Here is a 21,695-nt window from a genome sequence, read left to right as displayed (position 1 = left end):
GCCCGGACCTGCCGGGCAGAGGCCCTTCATGTGACTCAAGGACCCTTCATGACCGCGCAACACCCTGTCATCTCGTGCCAGAATGTCTGGAAGCTGTTTGGCTCCGCACCGGCGGATTACCTGTCGGCATTGCCAGAGGCACCCGATCCCGAAACGCTGCAAGCGGCCGGTTACGTGGCCGCAGTGCGGGACGTGACGTTGGATGTTCATCAGGGCGAGATTCTCGTCGTCATGGGGTTGTCGGGATCGGGTAAATCCACGCTGCTGCGATGCATGTCGCGGCTTCTTGATATTTCCGGCGGGACGATCAGGGTCGACGGGCAGGATATCGGCGCGCTGTCCGAACGGGGGCTGATCGAGCTGCGGCGCAGCAAGATGGGCATGGTGTTCCAGAATTTTGGTCTGCTGCCGCACCGCACGGTGCTGGGCAACGTTGCCTTCCCGCTTGAGATGCGCGGTCAGGACCGGCACGACCGCCGCGACCGCGCGATGGAGGTGATCGAGCTTGTCGGGCTGACGGGCCGCGAGGATCATTTTCCCCATGAACTGTCGGGTGGCCAGCAACAGCGTGTCGGGATCGCCCGCAGTCTTGCCATCGAGCCGGACATCTGGTTCCTTGACGAGCCGTTCTCGTCCCTCGACCCGTTGATCCGGCGTGAGATGCAGGAAGAGTTTCTGCGTCTGCAGAGCGGCCTGGGCAAGACCATTGTCTTCATCACCCATGATTTCGATGAGGCGCTGCGCCTGGCCGACCGGATCGCCATCATGAAGGATGGGGTCGTGGTCCAGTGCGACACACCGGAAAAGGTCGTGCTTGAGCCTGCGACGCCCTATGTCTCCCAGTTCACCGAAAATATCGACAAGGCCCGTGTTGTGCGGGCGGGCGGAATGATGGTGCGGGGGGTGACCGGAACCGCAGCGGAGGGCGATGCCGTATCTGCGCAGAGCACGCTGCACGAACTGGCGCGGACGCTGGTGGATGACGACCGCGACAGCCTGCCCGTCGAGGGGGCGGACGGCAGGATCATCGGCATGCTGGACCGGCAGGACGCCCTTGATCTGGTGGTGGGAACCCGCACATGAGCAGTGTCGCGGCCCCTGTCTTTAGGCCTGACCTGCGCATCCGGCGCCTGAGCGGTGTCGTCGTTCTGCTGGCCGCGGCCATCACAATGGCGCTGGGACGCGACATGCTGCCTGACGGGCTGATCCGCCCGCCGGGCTGGATGATCCTGCCGCTGGCGGACTGGATCAACGCGGTCTTCGACTTTCTACGCGATGATCTGGGTCTGCTGTCGGTCACGCGCAACGTGGCGACGGGTGTCGAGTGGCTTCTCGATGTCACGGCGAACCTGCTTTACGGCAAGAACAGATGGCCCTGGCTGGGCCCGGTCCCGTGGTCGGTTGTCGCAATGACGGCTGCCGTCATCGGCTATGGTCTGGGCGGCACACGGCTTGCCGTGCTGGCCGGCGGAACCTTCCTTTGGATCGCGCTGATGGGGCAATGGCAATGGGCGATGGAGACGCTTTCGGTGATCTTCGTGGCCGCCCCGGTTTCGGTTTTGCTCGGATTGCTGACGGGCATTGCGGCATGGCGCTGGCGCGGGCTGGCGGCGGTGCTGAACCCGGTTCTCAACATCGCGCAATCGCTTCCGCATTTTGCCTATATGATTCCGGTCGTGGTCTTCATCGGGGTGGGGCCCAAGGCCGGGGCGATCGTGACGATCATCTTCTCGGTCCCTCCGATGATCCGCATGACGCTGCTCGGTCTGCAAAAGGTGCCGGAGGCGGTCATCGAAAGCGGCAAGATGTGTGGCGCGACGGGTTGGCAGCTTTTGCTGCGGACCCGCCTGCCGACAGCGCGCACCGATCTCCTGATCGGGGTCAATCAGGTGATCATGCAATGTCTGGCGATGGTGGTTCTTGCCAGCTTCATCGGGATGCCCGGGCTGGGGCAGAAGCTGCTTCAGCTGTTGCAGGCGCTCCGCATCGGTCAGTCGGTCGAGATCGGCCTGACGATCGTGTTGCTGGCCATCACCCTTGATCGCTTCACACGCGCCTGGGCGCTGAGCCAGCCGGTCCATGTCCCGCGCGGGACGCTCTGGCATCAGCGCCATCGACTGCCGCTGATCTGGCTGGTGCTGGCGGCCCTTGTCGGGGGCCTGTCGCAGATGCTCCCCCTTCTTGCCGAGATCGGGCGCGGGCAGGGCTTTTCGGCAGGCGCGGCGATAGATGTGGTGATGGACCGGGTGATCGTCGCGATCTTCCCGGTGACGGATTGGCTGCGCTGGTTCCTGATCGTCTGGGTGTTCATTCCGGTCCGCGATGCCTTTTTGTGGATGCCCTTTGCGGCGGTTCTGGCGCTTTTGGGGGCCCTTGGCTACGCGGTCGGGGGGCGGCGCTCTGCGGTGATCTGCCTGGCGTTTTTTGGCTACATCGCCGTTTCGGGATGGTGGGACCGCACGATGATCACGGTGTATACGGTCGTTGTTTCTGTCTCGATTGCGGCCCTTCTTGCATTTCCGGCGGCGATATGGGCGACAGGCAGTGCCGTCAGGTCCCGGCGGGTTCTGGTAATCTGCGACACGATGCAGACCTTTCCCAGTTTTATCTACCTGATCCCGATGATCATGCTTTTCGGTGTGAACGACGTGGCGGTGGTCGGCGCTGTGGTGCTGTTCGCGGCTGTCCCTCTGGTCCGCTATACGGTCGAGGGATTGCGCGGCGTCCCTGTGGCGCTGGTGGAAGCTGCCGGAATGGCCGGTGCGACACGCCGGCAGATCCGGCGCCATGTGCTGTGGCCGGTGGCGCTGCCGACCATCATGGTCGGGGTCAATCAGGCGGTGATGTTCTCGCTGTTCATGGTCATCATCGCGGCCTTCATCGGCACGCAGGATCTTGGTCAGGAAATGCAGCGCGCCTTGTCGTCGGCCGATGTGGGCAAGGGACTGGTGCTTGGCCTTGCGGTGGCCACCATCGGACTGATGGTCGATCACCTGATCATGACATGGGCCCGCTCTGTCAGACCGGCCAGCTGACAGACTGTGCCAGACAGCACTGCCTGCACCCAGCTGGCCAAGGCCGGTTGGCGCCTTTCGTCTTAAGCCCTGCGCACCGCGCCTGACCGCTTGTGCCAGGCGCTGCACGACATGCGGACGCGGCAACATCTGCAGGAAACTGTCCGTTCGGCAAGGACCAGATCGGGGGCCTGCATCAACCGTGGCGCGCGCAAGGGCCACCCTTGCACGCGTTGATGTCAGATGGGTTGGTATCCCAGCGCGGCCCGAAAGCGGTTCTTGATATAGACGCCATCGCGCGGGGGCAGGGCGCGCGGCAGGTTTTCCGGTTTGATCTTGATCGTCGCCAGCGTCAGCCCGATGCGTGCGACGGCGCTTTCGCGCAGGGCGGCGACGTTTTCCATCGTGGTGATACGGGCCGTTCTGGGGAAACCGCAGGCTGCCGCCACGGCGTCCAGCTCGATCCCGCGGCCGGCGTGGCTTATCTGCATGCCGGTTTCGCCGAAATGACCGTTGTCCAGCACGGCAATCGTCAGGTTCGGCGGGCACCGCAGAGCGATGGTTGCCAGTGCGCCAAAGCCCATCAGCGATTCACCGTCGCCGGTGATCACCAGAACCGAATGATCCGGTCTGGCGCTGGCCAGCCCCAGCCCTACGGTCATCGCCGAGCCCATTGCCGCCCAGAGATAATAGTTGTTGTCGTGATCCCCCGCCGCCATCACGTCATAGGACGCGGACCCAAGGCCGCTGACCACCAGCAGATCCTTGCGCCCCTGCAGCAGGGATGCGACCACGGCCCGGCGGTCCAGAGTGCCGCCAACGGTTACTTCACCCATTTTTTCTCTCCGATCAGACGTTGTCCCAGCAGGACGGCCGTTGCAGCATCGCCGTTGAACGCCATTGATGCCGCGCCATGCAGCAGCGGTTCTACATCCTCGGGACGGTCGGCGCGCCAGGTCATCACGCCCATGCTGCGCAGCGTTGCCTCGGTCGCCTGACCCATCGGGTTTTGCCAGGCGTTGAACTCGGCCCAGTCACCCCGCATCGTGACGACCATCAACAACGGAAACCGCGCCATGGCCTGCAAGGCCAACGTGTTTATGCAGTTGCCGACGCCCGAGCTTTGCATCAGCAGCGCCCCGCGTTCGCCGCCAAGCCACGCCCCGGCCAGATAGCCGATGCCCTCTTCCTCGGTGGTCAGGACCACGGCGGTGATGTCCGGGTCCGCCTCGGACAACCGGATCGCTGCCGAGTGCCCGGCATCGGGGACATAGACCACATGTTTGATGTCATGGGCCTTGAGGACGCGGAAAACATCCTCTTGCCAGATAATGTGCGGCCCGTCGGGCGCGTCGTTTTGCATGGTCTTCTCCCTCGAAGGTCGTTGACGATGACTATCAATCGGCCCGGGCGAAGGAAAATGCCGGATTTGGGTGGCGAATATGCTGAAATTTAATAGCCGGATGCAGGGCTGGCCAAAAAGTACCCCCGGTCCCGCACAGACCGGAGGGGACAGGGCAGAACGGGCCGGCTGCGGGCAGATCAGCGCAGGATGAAGGGGTTGGCCGTGGACAGTTCTGTCGCGATCCAGACCGATTTGGTCTGCAGGAATTCATGAATGGCGTCTTGCCCGCTCTCGCGCCCCAGGCCGCTGCGTTTGTAGCCGCCAAAGGGTGAGGTGAAACTGACGGCGCGGTAGGTGTTTACCCAGACGGTCCCGGCCTGAAGCCGTTTCGACAGGCGCAGCGCGCGGCCCATGTCGCGGGTCCAGACCCCTGCGGCAAGGCCAAAATCGCTGTCATTGGCGATGGTAATGGCCTCTTCCTCGTCCTCGAAGGTCAGGACGGCCAGCACCGGGCCAAAAACCTCTTCGCGCGCGATGCGCATCTGCGGGGTGACGTTGGTAAAAATCGCCGGTTCAACGAATTGATTGGCATGCCCGCCTTCGACCTGCACCCGATTGCCACCCCAGGCGCGGGTCGCCCCTTCGGCCTCGGCGATGGCGATATAGGACAGCACCTTTTCAAACTGTGGCAGGGTGGTCACCGGGCCGACATGGGTGCCTGCATCCATCGGGTCGCCGATCCTGGCGCTTTTGGCGACCTCGATCAGGCGGGCAGTGAAGTCTGCAGCGATGTCCTTGTGCACCAGCAGCCGGGACCCTGCGATGCAGGTCTGGCCGGTTGCCGCGAAAATACCGGATACGACGCCCATCACCGCTGCATCCAGATCGGCATCGGCAAAAACGATGTTCGGAGATTTCCCGCCCAGTTCCAGCGACACCGGCTTGATGGAGCGGGCCGCGGATTCGTAGATTTTCTGCCCGGCGATGTCAGATCCGGTAAAGGCCACCTTGGCCACATCCGGATGGGCCACCAGCGGTGCCCCGGCCTCGGCACCAAAGCCGGTGATGACGTTCATCACACCCGGCGGGAAGCCGACGCTGTCAAACAGCCGTCCGAATTCAAGGGTTGAGGCGGAGGTGAATTCGGACGGCTTCACGACGACAGTATTGCCAGCGGCAAGGGCAGGCGCAAGCTTCCACGCCAAAAGCAGCAAGGGCGAATTCCACGGGGTGATCATGGCGATGACACCCAAGGGTTCATGCAGGGTGAAGTTGAAGATCCCGGCCTTGTCTGACGGGATTACAGCGCCTTCCACCTTGTCGGCCAGCCCGCCGAAATAGCGATACCATTCGGCCATATAGCGGGTCTGCCCGCTCATCTCGGCCAGCAGTTTGCCGTTGTCGCGGACCTCGACCTCGCCCAGAAATTCTGCCTTCGCCTCGATTGCTTCGGCCAGTCTGACAAGCAGTTTGCCGCGCTCGGTCGGGCGCATGGCAGACCAGACCGGAAAGGCTGACTTTGCCGCCGCCACCGCCGCATCGACATCGGCGGCGTCGCTGCGGGCGATGTCTGCCCAGGTTTCGCCGGTAAACGGGTCCTGGGTCGGGAAGGTCGTGCCCGACAGTGCCGGCTGGTCAGTGCCGCCAATCAGATTGCGGTAGATCCGTCCGGTGTGGCGGGCACGGCGTTCAGCCGCGGAAATTGGTGCGGTCATGGAAAACCTCTGAGGGGTTGGCGGGCAAGCCGGGGCAGGGAGGCGCGCGGCCAGCGGCGCCGCGCGTCTGCCTGTCAGGTCCGGTGACGCGAGCCTTGCGGCAGGCGCGGGGGTTCCAGCCCGACGGCATCGCAGTTGGCGTCGAGCATGGCGGAAAAGTCCTTGCCGCCGAATTTTCGGGCGCGGGCCTGGCTGAAGGCTTCACGCGCGGCGGCGGCCATCGGCATTGGCACCTTGGCTGCGTTGGCGGATTCCATCACCAGGGTCAGATCCTTGTGGGCAAGGTCGATGGTAAAGCCGGCGCTGGTATCGCCGACCAGAACCTTTTGCAGCCAGTTGATCTTGAGCTGGCCATTGGTTGCGGTGGTGCCATACAGCACATCCAGCGTGTTTTCGATGTCCAGCCCCAGCCCGGTCGCCAGGGTGAGGGCTTCAGCGTTCAGCTGGCACAAGGACACGGCCAGAAAGTTGTTGACGATCTTTGACCGGGTGCCCGCACCACAGGGGCCGCAGTGATAGATCGTCGATCCCATGGCTTCGAGCATGGATTTCACACGTTCGAAATCGGCCTCTTCGCCACCGACCATGAACAGCGATTGTCCGATATCGGCATGGGTCGCCAGACGGCCCACCGGGGCATCGACAAACCCGATGCCATGCGCCTTGCAATCGGCGGCGATGGCGTCGGTGGTGTTCGGGTCGATGGTGCTCATGTCCATTACAAGCGCGCCTTTGCGGGCGGCCGACAGAACGCCGTCTGCGCCAGAGATCACCTGTGCCACGATGGCGGAATTGGGCAGCATGGTGATGATGACATCCGACCGCGCCGCGACATCGGCAACCGAGGTACCGGCATCGGCACCAAGGTTCACCAAAGCATCCACCGCTTCGGCATTCACGTCATGAACGATAAGCTCAAAGCCCTTTTTGATAAGGTTTGACGCCATAGGACGACCCATGCGCCCCAACCCGATGAAACCGATCTTTTCCATTAGTCCTCCCTTTCAAACCTTGCGCGCACTTTGGCCGGATCAGACCGGCATCGCGTAGGATGTTTTGACGATCGTGTAGAATTCCGCAGCATAGCGACCCTGTTCGCGCGGGCCATAGCTGGACCCTTTGCGCCCGCCGAACGGGACGTGATAATCCAGACCGGCGGTCGGCAGGTTGACCATTGTCAGACCGGATTCGCTGTTGGCCTGAAAATGCTGCGACAGCTTCTGCGAGCGGGTCACAATCCCTGAGGACAAACCAAAGACCGTGTCATTCGCGGTGGCCAGGGCTTCCTCGTAATCCTTCACGCGGATCACGGCAGCGACCGGGCCGAACACCTCTTCACGGTTGATCCGCATGTCATTGGTGGATTCGGTGAACAGCGTCGGCGACAGGTAGAAGCCGGGCGTTTCACGGTTAAGCCGCTGGCCGCGTACCAGCGCATGTGCCCCGTCCTTTTCGCCGATGTCGACATAGGACAGATCCTGTTCCAGCTGCTTGGCATCGACCACCGGCCCGACCTGCGTTCCGGCTTTCAGCGCGTGGCCGGTGACGATCTTTTCCAGACGCTCGGCCACACCGGCGACAAAGCGATCATGGATCGCCTCGTGGACAATCAGGCGGCTCGAGGCTGTGCAGCGCTGCCCGGTCTGGAAGAACGATCCGTCCACCGCGCAGCTGATCGCAAGATCCAGATCGGCGTCATCCATTACCACAAGGGGGTTCTTGCCGCCCATTTCGCATTGCACGCGGATCATGCGGCTGGCGGCGGTCTGCACGATGCCGGTGCCGGTCGCGACCGATCCGGTAAAGCTGACGGCATCCGTCGTTTCCACGATGGCTTGACCGACCACTGTGCCGCGCCCCATGACAAGGTTGAAAACCCCCGCCGGAACCCCTGCCCGGTGCAGGATATCGGCCAAGGCCCAGGCGCTGGCCGGAGTCAGGTCGGCCGGTTTGAGCACGACCGCGTTGCCATAGGCCAGAGCAGGTGCGATTTTCCACGCGGCGATGGCGATGGGGAAGTTCCAGGGCGTGATCAGCCCGACCACACCCACCGGCTCACGCCGGATCGACACGTCGATGCCGGGACGGACCGAAGGCAGGAATTCGCCGCCAAAGCGCACGACCTCGCCCGCGAAGAACCGAAAGATCTGTGATGCGCGGGTGACTTCGCCAATGCCTTCGGCGCGGGTCTTGCCTTCTTCGCGCGCCAGCTGTTCGCCCAGCTCTTCGCGGCGGGCAAACATTTCTTCGCCGACCCGAAACAGGATATCAGCGCGCTGCTGTTCGGTATGGCGGGCCCAGCCTTTCATCGCCTGACGGGCTGCTGCGACAGCATCTTCGACGTCACGCCGGCTGCCGACGGCATATTCGCCGATCACGTCGTTGGTATCGGACGGATTGATGTTGGCCCGCGCATCCGCGCCAACGCGCCATTCACCCGCGATCAGATTTCCAAAAACAGCCATGATCTGTCCTCCCTTGCAACGGCATCTTTGGCAGTGTTCTAGCAGTGCAAGCGCGCAGGCGTCGGAAGAAATCCGGCATATGACGCATAGAGAATGGATATACCCCGGGCGCAGGCCGCCGCGTCAGAAGGTGGCGCGGGCCGTCTAGACCGGAATTGTACGCCATTCACCGCTTTCGACCATGCGCAGAATTTCTTCCTGCACAAGGGCGCGCACGGCGGATGTGGCCTTGGTGTCGATCCGGCTGGCGGGCAGCGCCATGACCAGATGGCGTGAAATCCGGGGTTTGTTCAACCGGGTGATGCGGTACAGGCCGTCTTCCTGTTCACGGTAAAACGCCGAGAGCGGCAAGATGGTATGGCCCAGCCCGGCGGCCACGATTTCCTTGAGCACCCGGTACGAATCCGCCTCGTATTTGACGTTGATCCCGATGCCGGCCTTGGCCGCCGCTGCCTCGACCACAAGGCGCAGGCCATGCGGGCGGCTGGGCAGGACAAGGTTCAGCTCGGTCAGCGCCGATACAGGCAATTCATCGGCATCGGGGGATTGGTCTGCCGGGCTGACCAGCACCAATTCTTCGAACATGACATCCGACATCCGCAGATGCAGATCTGATGCCGGGCCGTACAGGACTGCCACATCGACCTCGCCGCGGTGCAACCAGTCGATCAGATGGCCCGCATAGCCTTCGACGATGCGCAGCGACACCAAGGGCAGTTCGCGGGCGACGCGAATGGCGATGCGCCCTGCGACCACGTGGCTGGCGGTCGGGATGCAGCCCAGCACCACATGCCCGGTGGTTTCGGTTGCAAGCGAGCGCACATCCTCGACCGAGTTGTCAAGCTGCTGGACCAGCCCGGTGACGCGGCCCAGCAAAGCCTCGCCATGTTCCGTCAGTTGCATGCCCCGGCCCGACCGCACGAACAGTTCGAACCCGATTTCATCCTCCAGCAGCTTGATCTGGCGCGACAATGCCGGTTGCGCCAACCGCAGCCTGTCCGACGCACGGCTCAGCGATCCGCTTTCCGCGACCATGATGAACGTGCGTAGTTGTTTCAGTTCCATGCTATCGAACTTTGCGATTGGCTGTATCCCCGTTTTATAATTCCTTTATAGCCCCCACAACCGCAAACTCCCCCCGAAGGCGCATATCGCGCCCATCAGAACGGGAGCGAGGCGCAGGATGACATTGAAGCCGGAAACGGACAGGGATGGGGGGGCCATCACCGACGGGGGGTGGCCGGACCAGATTCATGCGGTGTTGAAATCCTACGGGGTCGTGCAGGTGCCCTATGTGCCCGATGGCGGCCATGCCAGGCTGATCGAACAGATAAGTGCCGACCCCGACATGCGTGCCATCAGCCTGACCACCGAAGAAGAAGGCATTGCCGTGGCCTGCGGTGCCTGGCTGGGCGGGCAACGGTCGGCCATGCTGATGCAGTCGAGCGGGGTCGGCAATTGCATCAACATGCTGTCACTTGTGACCTCATGCCGGTTGCCGTTTCTGACGCTGGTGACGATGCGCGGCGAATGGGGAGAGTTCAATCCGTGGCAATTTGCGATGGGCAGCAAGGTTCAGCAGGTTTTTGAAATGATGGACATTCACTGTCTGCGCGTCACACGCGCCGACGAGGTGGCCGAGACCGTCAGCGCCGCCGCGCGCATGGCCTATGAGGGCGGCACGCCGGTTGCCGTCCTGCTGTCGCAGCGCCTGATCGGTGCCAAGGTATTTGTGAAATGAGGACCCCGGACATGACCCGATCTGCTGATTCTGACGCGTCGCTTGACCGTCGTGCTGTCGTGGCCCGCCTGTTGCAGGACCGGGGGGATCTTGTGGCGATATCGTCGCTCGGGTCTGCCACATATGATCTGGCCTCCGCCGGGGATGTTCCGCGCAACTTCTATCTGTGGGGGGCGATGGGAGGGGCGGCCGATGTGGGGCTTGGGCTTGCACTGGCCCAACCCGATGTGCCGGTCATGGTATTGGTCGGCGATGGCGAGGCGTTGATGGGCATGGGGGCCTTTGCCACCATCGCGCAGCAGGCCCCTGCGAACCTGTCGATCATCATCCTGGACAACGGGCTGTATGGCGAAACCGGATCGCAGACCAGCCACACTGCAGCGGGGACCGATCTGGCTGCCGTTGCCCGTGGCTGTGGCATCCCTCAGGCGGATACGATCACCGATATGGACGGGGTAGGCGCGGTGGCCGGGCGGATTGCCCGCGTGGGGGCAGGTCCCTATGTGGCGGTGATCCGCATCGACGGCGCGGAAAAGTCGCGGATTTTGCCTACGCGGGATGGGGTGCTGTTGAAAACACGGGTGCGTGAAGCGCTTGGGTTTGCGTCCATGTAACCCGCCCCGGTCACCGCATGTTCTGGCCCCGCGTTCGCGCGGGGCTTTTTCATCTGGCAGAACAGGAAAAAACCGGACACGCATCGCAGCGCGCCCGGCTTTTTTTGAATATGACAGCCTGTGATCAGCGCGTCTTGCGGGCCTCGATATAGGCCAGCAGTTCCCCCACAATGCCACGACGAAACAGCAGCACGCACAGCATGAACACCGACCCCACGATCACCGTCACCGGGATCGCCAGCGCCACCAGATAGTTCTGCAACGTCACGACCAGCCCGGCCCCGACCAGTGGCCCCGCCTGGGTGCCAAGCCCGCCCAGCAACGCCATCAGCACCACTTCGCCCGAGGTATGCCAGGACACATCGGTCAGCGACGCCAGCTTGAACACCAGGGTTTTCATCGACCCGGCCAGCCCCGCCAGCGCCGCTGACATGACAAAGGCCGTGAGCTTGTAGCGCATCACCGAATAGCCAAGCGAGGTGGACCGCGCCTCGTTTTCCCGGATGGATTTCAGAATCATGCCAAAGGGCGAATGCACGATGCGCCAGATCATCAGCAACGCCAGCACGAAAACCGTGGCCACAAAGAAATACATCGTCATGTCGTTTTCAAGGTTGAACAGCCCGAACAACATGCCGCGCGGCACCGCCTGTATGCCGTCTTCGCCGCGGGTAAAGGGAGCCTGATAGCAGAAGAAATAGAACATCTGTGCCATGGCCAGCGTGACCATGGCAAAATAGATGCCCTGCCGCCGGATCGCCAGAAAGCCGATCACCAGCCCCAAAAGCGCTGCCCCGGCCACACCCAGCAAGATGCCCAGTTCAGGCGGCAGCCCCCAGACCTTGACGGCATGGGCGGTGAAATAGGCCGCCCCGCCAAAGAAGGCCGCATGCCCGAAGGACAAAAGGCCAGTATAGCCCAGCAACAGATTGAAGGCCGCAGCAAACAGCGCGAAGCACATCACCTTCATCAGGAACAGCGGATAGACAAAGAACGGCGCGAGCGCGAGCGTGCCAAGACAGACAAGCACAAGTGCGATCCGCAAAGAGGTGTTCCGGCCCGGCCGGGTGGTCATGTCGGACTGCATGTCAGATGTCCTTTCCGAACAGGCCGGCAGGGCGGAACAGCAGCACCACTGCCATGATGACGAAAATCACGATATTGGCGGCCTCGGGGTAGATGATCTTGGTCAGACCTTCGCACAGGCCCAGAAGATAGCCGGCCACGATGGCCCCGCCGATGGACCCCATCCCCCCCACGACCACAACCGCAAACACGATGACAATCAGGTTCTGTCCCATCAGCGGACTGACCTGCAGGATCGGTGCGGCCAGCACGCCCGCCAGCCCTGCCAGCCCGGCCCCGAACGCATAGGTCAGGGTCAGCAACAGCGGCACATTGACCCCGAACACGCCGACAAGGGTCGGGTTTTCGGTCGCGGCGCGCAGGTAAGAGCCCAGCTTGGTCTTCTCGATCAGGGCCCAGGCCCCGACGCAGATCACCAGCGAAATCACGACGATAAAACCGCGATAGTTCGGCAGTTTCATGAAGCCGAGATCGGTGGCCCCTTGCAAGGCTGCGGGCACCGGATAGGGCTGACCGGAGGCACCGAAATAGTGGCGGAACGTGCCTTCTACCACCAGCGCCAGCCCAAAGGTGAACAAAAGCCCGTAAAGGTGGTCAAGATTGTACAGCCGCGACAGGGCCAGACGTTCGACAACCGCGCCGAACAGGCCGACAATGACCGGGGCCACGATCAGCGCGGTCCAGAACCCTATTCCCAGCCATGTCAGCATCAGATAGCCGACGAAGGCCCCCATCATGTACATCGCCCCGTGGGCAAAGTTGATGATGCGCAGCAGGCCGAAGATGATCGCCAGCCCTAGGCTGAGCATGGCATAGAACGACCCGTTGATCAGCCCGATCAAAAGCTGGCCCAACACGGCCTGCAACGGAATACCGAAGATCATTGTCATGGTCTCAGACCCCCAGAAGTTCATTCAGCCGCGCGCGATGCGCCGGCAATTCGGATGTGGCAAAGCCTTCGACAATCTGGCCGTGATCCATCACGTAGAACCTGTCAGCCACCTTTGCCGCGAAGCGAAAATTCTGCTCGACCAGAAGCACGGTCAGGCCACGCTTTTTCAGGTCCAGTAAGATCTCGCCGATGCGTTGCACGATCACCGGGGCCAGACCCTCGGTCGGTTCGTCCATCAGGATCATTCGCGCCCCGGTACGCAGCACGCGGGCAATGGCCAGCATCTGCTGCTCGCCGCCTGACAGTTTGGTGCCTTGCGAGGTGCGGCGTTCTTCCAGATTGGGAAACAGCGCGTAGATTTCGCTGATCGGCATCCCGCCTTCGGCCACCACGGGGGGCAGCATCAGGTTCTCTTCGACCGTAAGGGTGGCAAAGATGCCGCGTTCCTCTGGTACATAGCCAAAACCGCAGGCGGCGACGCGGTGGCGCGGAACCTTCATCATGTCGCGGCCATTCAGGGTGATTTGCCCTTTGCGGGCCGACGTGATGCCCAAAAGCGCGCGCAAGGTGGTCGTCTTGCCCACGCCGTTGCGGCCCAGAAAGGACACCGTCTCACCGGGGTAAATGTCGAAATCAACGCCGTGCAGCGCCTGGCTTTCGCCGTACCAGGCCTCCAGCCCGCGGACCCGCAACAGCGGTTGCCCGTTCTGATCACTCATCATCAGTCCCCATATAGGCTTCGCGCACGCGCGCGTCGGCGGAAACGGTGGCGTAGTCGCCTGAAACCAGCACCTCGCCGCGTTGCAGCACGGTTACGCGGTGGCAAAGATCTGCGACCACTTTCAGGTTGTGTTCGACCATCAGCACCGCGCAATCCCGGGCGATGCTGCGCACGATATCGGCCACGCGGGCCACATCCTCCTGGCCCATGCCAGCCATGGGTTCGTCCAGCAAAAGCACCTTTGGATCCAGCGCCAGCGTTGTCGCAATTTCCAGAACGCGCTTGCGGCCATAGGACAGGCTGCCCGCCTGGGCGTCGCGCGCATCCGACAGGCCGACACGGTCGATCAGCGCGATCGCGCGGGCATCGAGCACGTCCAGCGCCGACAACGGCCGCCAGAACTGATGCGCAAGACCCGCTGGCCGCTGCAGGGCGATGCGCAGGTTTTCCAGCACCGTCAGGTTGGGGTATATCGCCGAGATCTGGAAAGACCGCACCATGCCAAGCTGCGCCAGCTTGGCCGGGGCAAAGGATGTCACATCGCGCCCCATCAGCAGGATGGTGCCGGACGTCGGTTGCATAAATTTGGTCAGCAGGTTGAAAACGGTGGTTTTTCCTGCGCCGTTTGGGCCGATCAGGGCGTGCACTTCGCCGTGACAGATATCAAGATCCACGTCTTTGACCGCATGAAATCCAGCAAAGTGTTTGCTGATGCCACGGGCGGACAGCACGGGTACCGTATCATCACGTGACGATGCCGGCCGCCCGGACAGGGGGGCGGCCCCCTGGGCCTGCGGGGCTTTGCTCATATGAAACTCCGTTCATGACCGGCGGACGGACCACCGCACAGCGGCGGCCCCCAGCTGCAGATGTGGCTGGGGGCCAGTGATGACGCGCGATCAGACGATGCTGCAACCGGTTTCTTCAACCGGGCGAACGGTTTCAACCGCCGGCATGGTCGAGATGACCTTGCACAGATCCCAGGGCGCTGTGCTTTCCTCGGGCGCTTTGGCCTGCAACAGATAGGCAGGCAGTTCGGCGCGGCCATTGGCCAGAATGCGGCCCGCCCCGAAGGCGTCGTCCTGGGTCGGCATTGCCTTCATCGCGGCCACAACGGCGGCACCGTCAGCACGTGCAGCGTCCACACCCAGGGACGCCAGGGCCTTGAGGTAATGCGCCGTCACGGCATAGCAGCCCGCATGGACCATGCCCGGATACGAGCCGCCCAGCTTTGGCAGCACGCGGTCTGTCCAGGCGCGGGTGGTGTCGTTCAGATCCCAGTAGAAGCTGTTTGTGAACAACAGGTTGCGCATGGTGTCCAGACCGGCGGCATGCAGGTCGTTCAGGAAAACGACAAAGGCCGCCGTTTTCATCGTGTCGGTGACGCCAAACTCCGTCGCCTGCTTCAGGCAGGCGAGAAGGTCGGTACCGCCAAGCGCCAGACCCAGCGTATCCGCGCCCGAGGACTGTGCCGCAAGCAGGAAGCTGGCGAAATCGGTCATGCCGATCGGGTAGGCCGAGTGGCCGACGACTTCGCCGCCGGCCGCCTCAATAAAGGCGGTTGCCTCGGCCTGAAGCGAGTGGCCAAAGGCGTTGTCGGTGGTGATGAAATACCACTTCTTGCCACCGGCGCGGACGGTTTCGGTCGCCACTGCCTTGGACAGCATATAGCCGTCATAGGTCCAGTTGATGGTGTTCGGGTTGCATTGCGTGCCGGTAAAGTCGGTCGCGGTGACGGCGACGCCCAGACAGGGTTTGTTTTTTTCAAAGGCAATCGCACTGGCGGCCAGACCCACGGCAGAGTTCGGGCCCGCGATCAGCATGTCAACGCCATCGGTGTCGAACCAGCGACGGGCAATACCCGCCCCGATGTCGGCCTTGTTCTGGTGATCGCCAAACACCACTTCGACCGGGAATCCGGGGGCGATATCCGCAATCGCCTGTTCCACACAGACAACGCCGTTCGGGCCCATCAGATCGGTGTAGATCCCGCTGAAGTCGGCCAGAACGCCGATCTTGACGGGCCTGCTTTGTGCAAAGGCCGGAAGCGCCGAAACCCCTGCGGCAGCCGCAACAGTTCCCATGAACATACGACGTGAAAATTGAGTCATCTGATCCTCCCCGATCATTAATCATACTGGCTTCGGTGCAGGCCCGCCCGCCGAAGTCGGCTTTGGTGACGATGCGCATCATGGTCGTGTCGCGCCTGGCTGCGGGGCGTTTCTCCTCCGAAACTCCGCCCATGCCTTTCTGAATACAGAACGCAGAGACCATCCGACATTCCAGATTAACAAAGGCTGGTATGTGAATTCGTTATGGGCGTCCCCGGCATCAGTGCAATCTGTATGGCACAAGCGGGGATCTTTCCCGCATTAGTTAACGTTAGCAACTGAAATGGAAGCAATATTCTGAGCGCCTTGCAGGTCGTGCCGCAGTCCGGGCAGCGGGGACGGTCGATAGAACTTGGCTATGGCAGGGCTAAGATTTTGGCATTGGGCAACACCCGGCAGTCCCGTCATTCTGGCATGATCCACTGACCCAAGCCCGAGAGACATATGACACTGACAGCCCGCCTTGCAGATTTCGCGGTCGGCACATCCTGCGCCGATATCCCCGCAACCGTCACGGACCGCGCGAATATTCTGGCGATTGACCTGATAGGCTCGGCCATCCGCGCGGCGCAGGAGGCAGATTCCACGCCTGCGGTGCTGGCCATGGTGGAACGGCTTGGCTTTGCCGGGGATGGACCCTGTACGGTGTTCGGGCTGAACCGGCGTTACGGCGCGGCAACGGCGGCGTTGCTGAACGGCACCTTCGGACATTCGCTGGATTTCGACGACACCCATGCTGACAGCTCTTTGCACCCCAGCGCGCCGGTGGTTCCTGCGGCCTTGGCGGCGGCAGAACTGACCGGGGCGTCCGGGGCCGAATTTCTGACGGCGGTTGTCATCGGGTTTGAAACCTGCTGCAGGCTTGGCATGGCACTGGACCCCACCGCCCATTACGCGCGCGGATTTCATCCGACAGCCACCGCTGGAACATTCGGGGCTGCGGCGGCTGCGGGGCGCCTGCTGGGACTTGATGCGGCCGGGATGGAGTCGGCGTTCGGCATTGCGGCAAGTCAGGCGTCCGGGTCGCTTCAGTTTCTGGAAAACGGGGCGTGGAACAAGCGATATCAGGTCGGAGAGGCGGCGATGAAGGGGCTGATGGCCGCCACCCTTGCCGCCGGAGGGTTCAAAGGTGCGTCACAGGCCATCGAGGGAAAGCACGGCTTCCTGCAAGGTTACAGCGACGCCCCGCAGCCCGATAAGCTGCTGGACGGTCTGGGGCAGGTCTGGGAAACGCTGCGGATCGGGGTCAAACCTTACCCCGCCTGCCGCTATACCCATGCTGCGGTGGACGGCATTCTGGCCTTGCGCGCGCAGCATGGCTGGTCCGCACAGGACATTGACGCCATCACAGTGGGCCTGCACCGCAACGGGGTTGCGCTGGTCGGGGCCCCGATCGAGGCCAAACGCAAGGCGCGCTCGATCGTCGATGGTCAGTTTTCCATGCCTTTCGCGGCGGCTGTTGCCCTGTTGCGCGGGCGTTTTGGCTGGGACGACTATGACCTGTTGGGCACTGCTGATGCCGACGCAGTAGCCGCGCGGGTCGATGTCCGGCAAGACGCCTCGCTGGAAGGGCTGCGCCATCCGTTCGGGGCCGTGCTGTCGGTCACGGTCCGGGGGCAAACCCACGTCTTGCGCATCCAAGATCCGTCGGGCGAGCCTGAAACCTTTCCCGATACCGCCGCGCTGGATCTGAAGTTCCGCACGCTGGCGGGGCCGGTGTTGAACACCGCCTGCGATGGCTGGCTGGCCCGGCTGCACGGTCTGGGCCGTGCGGTGTCTGTGGTGCAGCATTTGCAATAACCAACCGCCCGAAGCTGCGGGCCTATAACCGTTCGGCATGGATCATAGACCGGGGCAATCGGTTGACGTGTGGACCTGTCGGCGAAACGTGGTGCCTGACCCCGCCCCGGGTGGGCTGCGACACTGAACCAGAGGTTTGCGATGATCAAGACAAAACCCGATGCCTACCAGGACATCCGCGATGCGGTGCGCGCGCTGTGCGCCACTTTTCCCGACGAATACCACCGCAAGATCGACGAGGCGCGCGGCTATCCGGAAGATTTTGTCGAGGCGCTGACCCGGTCGGGCTGGATGGCGGCACTTATCCCCGAGGAATACGGCGGGTCGGGCTTGGGTCTGACCGAAGCCTCTGTCATCATGGAGGAAATCAACCGGTCAGGCGGAAATTCGGGCGCCTGCCACGGGCAGATGTACAACATGAACACCCTGGTGCGGCACGGGTCCGAAGCGCAGCGCCAGTTCTATCTGCCCAAGATTGCCAGTGGCGAATTGCGGCTGCAATCCATGGGCGTGACCGAGCCGACGACCGGCACCGACACCACCAAGATCAAGACCACCGCCGTCAAGAAAGGCGACAGATACGTCATCAACGGCCAAAAGGTCTGGATCAGCCGGGTGCAGCATTCGGATCTGATGATCCTGCTTGCCCGCACCACGCCGCTGGCAGATGTCGCCCGGAAATCCGAAGGTCTGTCGATCTTTATCGTCGATATCAAAGCGGCGATGAAAACCGGCATGCAGGTGCGCCCGATTCTGAACATGGTGAACCACGAAACGAATGAGCTGTTCTTTGACAACCTTGAAATCCCGGAAGAAAACCTGATCGGCGAAGAGGGCAAAGGGTTCAAGTACATCATGACCGGCCTGAACGCTGAACGCGCTCTGATTGCGGCGGAATGCATCGGGGATGGCTACTGGTTCACCGAACGGGTCAGCAAGTATGTCACTGAGCGCAACGTGTTTGGCCGCCCCATCGGCCAGAACCAGGGCGTGCAGTTCCCCATCGCCGAGGCCTATATAGAAATCGAGGCCGCCAATCTGATGCGCTATGAGGCCTGTCGTCTGTTTGATGCCAATCAGGAATGCGGCGCGCAGGCGAATATGGCGAAATATCTGGCCGCCAAGGCCAGTTGGGAAGCCGCGAACGCCTGTCTGCAATTTCACGGTGGTTTCGGCTTTGCCTGCGAATATGACATCGAGCGCAAGTTCCGCGAAACCCGGCTGTATCAGGTCGCCCCGATTTCAACCAACCTGATCCTGTCCTACATTGCCGAGCATGTTCTTGGCCTGCCAAGGAGCTTTTGATGGCGTTGCCGCTTGCAGGTCTGACCGTCATTGCCATCGAACAGGCGGTGGCTGCCCCCTTTGCGACCTCGCGTCTGGCGGATGCGGGCGCGCGGGTGATCAAGATCGAACGGCCCGAGGGCGATTTCGCCCGGGGCTATGATGACGTGGCGCTTGGGCAATCCAGCTATTTTGTCTGGCTGAACCGGGGCAAGGAAACAGTGGTGGCCGATCTGACCAGACCCGCTGACAAAGCCATGCTGGCTGAGTTGCTGGCGGGGGCCGATGTGCTGGTGCAGAACCTGAAGCCCGGTGCGCTGGCGCGGCTGGGGTTTGGCGCGGACCGTCTTGCGAGCGATTACCCCCGGCTGATCTCTTGCGCGATATCAGGCTATGGCGAAACCGGGCCGATGGCTGACCGCAAGGCCTATGATCTGTTGATTCAGGCGGAATCGGGTCTGTGTTCGATTACCGGCGGGCCCGATCAGGCGGCGCGGGTTGGCATTTCCATCGTGGATATCGCAACCGGGGCCACCGCGCATGCTGCCATTCTGGAGGCCCTGATCCAGCGCGGGATTACGGGGCGGGGGGCCGATATCTCGATCTCGATGTTTGATGTGATGGCCGACTGGCTGACCGTGCCGCTGCTGAACCACGAGGGTGGCAAGACCCCCCGCCGGGTTGGTCTGGCGCACCCGTCCATTGCGCCTTATGGCGTGTTTTCGTGCAAGGACGGGGCGCAGGTGCTGATCGCCATCCAGAATGACCGCGAATGGCAGGGTTTCGCCACCCATTTCCTTGAGGCCCCGGACATGGCCACCGATCCGCGCTTTGCCAGCAATGTTGCGCGCGTGGCCAACCGCAGTGAAACCGATGCGCTGGTGGCGACGGCATTCTTGCGCCGTGATCTGGGTCAGGCGACCGGGGCGATCTTGCGGGCCGGAGTGGCCTTTGCATCGGTCAATGACATGGCAGGGCTGTCGCAGCATCCGCATTTGCGCCGCGTCACCGTGGAGACACCGAACGGGCCGGTCAGCATTCCCGAGCCGGCCGCAATCTTTGCGGGCCAGCCCCGCACCTATGGGCCGGTTCCCGCATTGCAGGGGAAAACCGCATGACAGCTCTGGACATTGATCACCTGCGCCAGTGGATCGGGCGCACGGAACAGGCGGCAGAAGTGGTCACCGTGGCGCTGGTCCAGCGCTACAACGCGACATTTGACCGGACAGGGGCTGTTGTGCCCGGAGCCGTTGCGCCGCCGATGCTGCACCTGTGCCTTGCGCAACCCAGCCTGCCCACCGCATCCTTAGGCCCAGATGGACATCCCGCACGGGGCGGCTTTTTGCCGCCTGTGCCCCTGCCGCGCCGCATGTGGGCGGGTGGAGCGCTGGAATTCACCGATGATATCCGGGTTGGCGAGGTGCTGCGCAGGGTTTCCAACATCCGGGATGTGACGCTGAAAGAAGGCCGCAGCGGGGCGCTGTGCTTTGTGACCGTCGATCATGCGATCTACAGCGGTGCGCGCGCCGTGATCCGCGAGAGACAAGACATCGTCTACCGCGCGGCGGACCCGCCCGGCGCTGCCAGCGTGCCCGGCCCGGCAGCCACCCCGATGGGTGCCTTTCACCGCAGCGTCACCCCGTCTGCGCCTTTGCTGTTCCGCTATTCCGCGCTGACATTCAACGGGCACCGCATCCACTATGATCTGGCCTATGCGCGGGATGTGGAAGGCTATCCCGGTCTGGTGGTCCACGGGCCGATGCAGGCCACGATGCTCGTGCTCTACGCTCAGGAGTTGCGTGGCAAGCGCCCGGCCCGCTTCAGCTTTCGCAATCTGTCGCCCGTGTTCGATACCGATGATTTCACGCTGAACGCCGACGAAGATTCAGGGGCATTACGGCTCTGGGTCCGGCGCGCGGACGGGGCCATCGCGATGGAGGCCCGGGCGGAATGGTAGACATCGGCGCAATCCGCTGTCCGCTGTTTGTGCCGGCCAACCGGCCCGAGCGGTTTGCCAAAGCCGCCCTGTCCGGGGCAGATGCTGTGATCCTTGATCTGGAAGATGCGATCGCTGCCAAAGACAAAGACAGCGCGCGGGGCGCCCTGCGCTGTGATTTCACCAGCTTGCCGGTGATCGTGCGCGTCAATGCAATTGGTACGACGTGGCATATGCATGATCTGGCGGCGGTGGCCGGGTTGCCGCTGGCGGCTGTCATGTTGCCAAAAGCCGAAGACCCCGCCGCCTGCGCCGCCGTCGCCCGTCTTACGGGCAAGCCGGTGATCGCGCTGGTCGAGACGGCGCTGGGGTTGGCGCAGGCGCGCGCCATTGCGGCGGCTCCGGGTGTGGTGCGGCTGGCGTTTGGCAGCATCGACTTCTGCGCCGATCTGGGCTGTGCGCATACCCATGACATCCTGCTTCCGGTGCGGCTGGAACTGGTGCTGGCCTCGCGGCTTGCGCGTATCGACGCTCCCATTGACGGGGTGACGGTGGTGCTGGACGATCCCGCTATCAGCCAGGCCGACGCCGGGCACGCCCGCACCTTGGGGATGACGGGCAAGCTGTGCATCCACCCGCGCCAGATCGCGGCGATCCGCGCCGCGCTTGGGCCTTCGCCCGCGGAAACTGACTGGGCGCACCGCGTGCTGGCGTCGGGCGATGGCGCGGTGACACTGGATGGCGAGATGGTGGATGAACCGGTCCGGGTCCGCGCCCGCGCGATACTGGCCGCAAGCAGCTGACCGCACGGCAAAACCGGCCCTAAACCGAGCTTTTGCCACGCCTATGGGTGTTCGGTGACAGTGTTACCCACCATGGTATGAGCCCGGCCGTTTTCGCATGACCAGACACTCAACCCGTCTGTGGCCGTGCATACCGGCTTGGTCTTTCTAAACCGACATAGCAAAGCT

At 62.8% G+C, this 21,695-nt stretch carries 20 protein-coding genes; 9 read left to right on the top strand and 11 right to left on the bottom strand.

Annotated features, from left to right (window positions below; genetic code table 11):
* Positions 1–48 precede the first annotated feature (48 nt).
* Together Q7J44_RS07250 and Q7J44_RS07245 are read left to right on the top strand one after the other, a co-directional pair.
* The gene (locus tag Q7J44_RS07250) at positions 49–1,083 is read left to right on the top strand and encodes a glycine betaine/L-proline ABC transporter ATP-binding protein (RefSeq protein ID WP_304878462.1); all 1,035 of its coding nucleotides are present in this window, start codon (positions 49–51) and stop codon (positions 1,081–1,083) included.
* Positions 1,080–3,035: a proline/glycine betaine ABC transporter permease gene (locus tag Q7J44_RS07245; RefSeq protein WP_304878460.1), complete on the top strand. Its 1,956-nt coding sequence runs from the start codon at positions 1,080–1,082 to the stop codon at positions 3,033–3,035. Before Q7J44_RS07250 ends, Q7J44_RS07245 begins: the two co-directional genes overlap by 4 nt.
* Positions 3,036–3,253: 218 nt before the next feature.
* Here the strand turns inward: Q7J44_RS07245 and Q7J44_RS07240 are convergent, their stop codons facing one another.
* From Q7J44_RS07240 to Q7J44_RS07215, 6 genes are all read right to left on the bottom strand, one after another.
* The gene (locus Q7J44_RS07240) at positions 3,254–3,850 is read right to left on the bottom strand and encodes a thiamine pyrophosphate-dependent enzyme (RefSeq protein ID WP_304878458.1); all 597 of its coding nucleotides are present in this window, start codon (positions 3,848–3,850) and stop codon (positions 3,254–3,256) included.
* Entirely contained in the window at positions 3,838–4,377 is a 540-nt protein-coding gene (locus Q7J44_RS07235; protein WP_304878457.1) for a thiamine pyrophosphate-binding protein, read from the bottom strand. Before Q7J44_RS07235 ends, Q7J44_RS07240 begins: the two co-directional genes overlap by 13 nt.
* A 179-nt stretch (positions 4,378–4,556) precedes the next feature.
* Positions 4,557–6,074: an aldehyde dehydrogenase gene (locus Q7J44_RS07230; protein WP_304878455.1), complete on the bottom strand. Its 1,518-nt coding sequence runs from the start codon at positions 6,072–6,074 to the stop codon at positions 4,557–4,559.
* Positions 6,075–6,148: 74 nt separating this feature from the next.
* The gene (locus Q7J44_RS07225) at positions 6,149–7,066 is read right to left on the bottom strand and encodes an NAD(P)-dependent oxidoreductase (protein WP_304878453.1); all 918 of its coding nucleotides are present in this window, start codon (positions 7,064–7,066) and stop codon (positions 6,149–6,151) included.
* 39 nt (positions 7,067–7,105) lie between these two features.
* Positions 7,106–8,539 (bottom strand): aldehyde dehydrogenase family protein, encoded by a 1,434-nt coding sequence (locus tag Q7J44_RS07220; RefSeq protein WP_304878452.1) that lies wholly within the window; start codon positions 8,537–8,539, stop codon positions 7,106–7,108.
* A 144-nt stretch (positions 8,540–8,683) separates the two neighbouring features.
* Positions 8,684–9,604, bottom strand: a complete 921-nt coding sequence (locus tag Q7J44_RS07215) for a LysR family transcriptional regulator (RefSeq protein WP_304878451.1) — start codon at positions 9,602–9,604, stop codon at positions 8,684–8,686.
* Between the two features lie 118 nt (positions 9,605–9,722).
* Between Q7J44_RS07215 and Q7J44_RS07210 the strand changes: the two genes are divergently transcribed.
* On the top strand, positions 9,723–10,280 hold the full coding sequence (locus Q7J44_RS07210) for a thiamine pyrophosphate-binding protein (protein WP_304878450.1): 558 nt from the start codon (positions 9,723–9,725) through the stop codon (positions 10,278–10,280).
* Between the two features lie 11 nt (positions 10,281–10,291).
* On the top strand, positions 10,292–10,894 hold the full coding sequence (locus tag Q7J44_RS07205; RefSeq protein WP_304878449.1) for a thiamine pyrophosphate-dependent enzyme: 603 nt from the start codon (positions 10,292–10,294) through the stop codon (positions 10,892–10,894).
* Positions 10,895–11,018: 124 nt separating this feature from the next.
* On the opposite strand, the gene Q7J44_RS07200 is transcribed toward Q7J44_RS07205, so the two are convergent.
* The 5 genes from Q7J44_RS07200 to Q7J44_RS07180 all read right to left on the bottom strand — a co-directional run bounded on the left by Q7J44_RS07200 (position 11,019) and on the right by Q7J44_RS07180 (position 15,704).
* Positions 11,019–11,981, bottom strand: coding sequence for a branched-chain amino acid ABC transporter permease (locus tag Q7J44_RS07200; protein WP_304878447.1), 963 nt, complete (start codon positions 11,979–11,981; stop codon positions 11,019–11,021).
* A gap of 1 nt (position 11,982) precedes the next feature.
* Positions 11,983–12,870, bottom strand: coding sequence for a branched-chain amino acid ABC transporter permease (locus Q7J44_RS07195; protein WP_304878445.1), 888 nt, complete (start codon positions 12,868–12,870; stop codon positions 11,983–11,985).
* 4 nt (positions 12,871–12,874) lie between these two features.
* Positions 12,875–13,591 (bottom strand): ABC transporter ATP-binding protein, encoded by a 717-nt coding sequence (locus tag Q7J44_RS07190; RefSeq protein ID WP_304878443.1) that lies wholly within the window; start codon positions 13,589–13,591, stop codon positions 12,875–12,877.
* Positions 13,584–14,402, bottom strand: coding sequence for an ABC transporter ATP-binding protein (locus Q7J44_RS07185; RefSeq protein ID WP_304878441.1), 819 nt, complete (start codon positions 14,400–14,402; stop codon positions 13,584–13,586). The genes Q7J44_RS07190 and Q7J44_RS07185 overlap by 8 nt, the downstream gene beginning before the upstream one ends.
* 90 nt (positions 14,403–14,492) lie before the next feature.
* Complete coding sequence (locus Q7J44_RS07180) at positions 14,493–15,704, bottom strand: ABC transporter substrate-binding protein (protein ID WP_304878439.1); 1,212 nt, start codon at positions 15,702–15,704, stop codon at positions 14,493–14,495.
* Between the two features lie 444 nt (positions 15,705–16,148).
* On the opposite strand from Q7J44_RS07180, the gene Q7J44_RS07175 reads away from it, so the two are divergent.
* From Q7J44_RS07175 to Q7J44_RS07155, 5 genes are all read left to right on the top strand, one after another.
* Positions 16,149–17,504 carry an MmgE/PrpD family protein gene (locus Q7J44_RS07175; protein ID WP_304878437.1) on the top strand — a complete coding sequence of 452 codons (1,356 nt, stop codon included), beginning with the start codon at positions 16,149–16,151 and terminating at the stop codon, positions 17,502–17,504.
* 141 nt (positions 17,505–17,645) lie between these two features.
* Positions 17,646–18,809 carry an acyl-CoA dehydrogenase family protein gene (locus tag Q7J44_RS07170; protein WP_304878435.1) on the top strand — a complete coding sequence of 388 codons (1,164 nt, stop codon included), beginning with the start codon at positions 17,646–17,648 and terminating at the stop codon, positions 18,807–18,809.
* Complete coding sequence (locus tag Q7J44_RS07165; protein ID WP_304878433.1) at positions 18,809–19,906, top strand: CaiB/BaiF CoA-transferase family protein; 1,098 nt, start codon at positions 18,809–18,811, stop codon at positions 19,904–19,906. Before Q7J44_RS07170 ends, Q7J44_RS07165 begins: the two co-directional genes overlap by 1 nt.
* Entirely contained in the window at positions 19,903–20,745 is an 843-nt protein-coding gene (locus tag Q7J44_RS07160; protein WP_304878431.1) for a MaoC family dehydratase N-terminal domain-containing protein, read from the top strand. Before Q7J44_RS07165 ends, Q7J44_RS07160 begins: the two co-directional genes overlap by 4 nt.
* Positions 20,739–21,527, top strand: a complete 789-nt coding sequence (locus tag Q7J44_RS07155) for a CoA ester lyase (RefSeq protein WP_304878429.1) — start codon at positions 20,739–20,741, stop codon at positions 21,525–21,527. The genes Q7J44_RS07160 and Q7J44_RS07155 overlap by 7 nt, the downstream gene beginning before the upstream one ends.
* The last annotated feature ends 168 nt before the right edge of the window (positions 21,528–21,695 follow it).

Source organism: Pseudotabrizicola sp., assembly GCF_030656345.1.
Lineage (GTDB): Bacteria > Pseudomonadota > Alphaproteobacteria > Rhodobacterales > Rhodobacteraceae > Pseudotabrizicola.
This window is presented reverse-complemented; position numbering and strand designations above follow the sequence as displayed.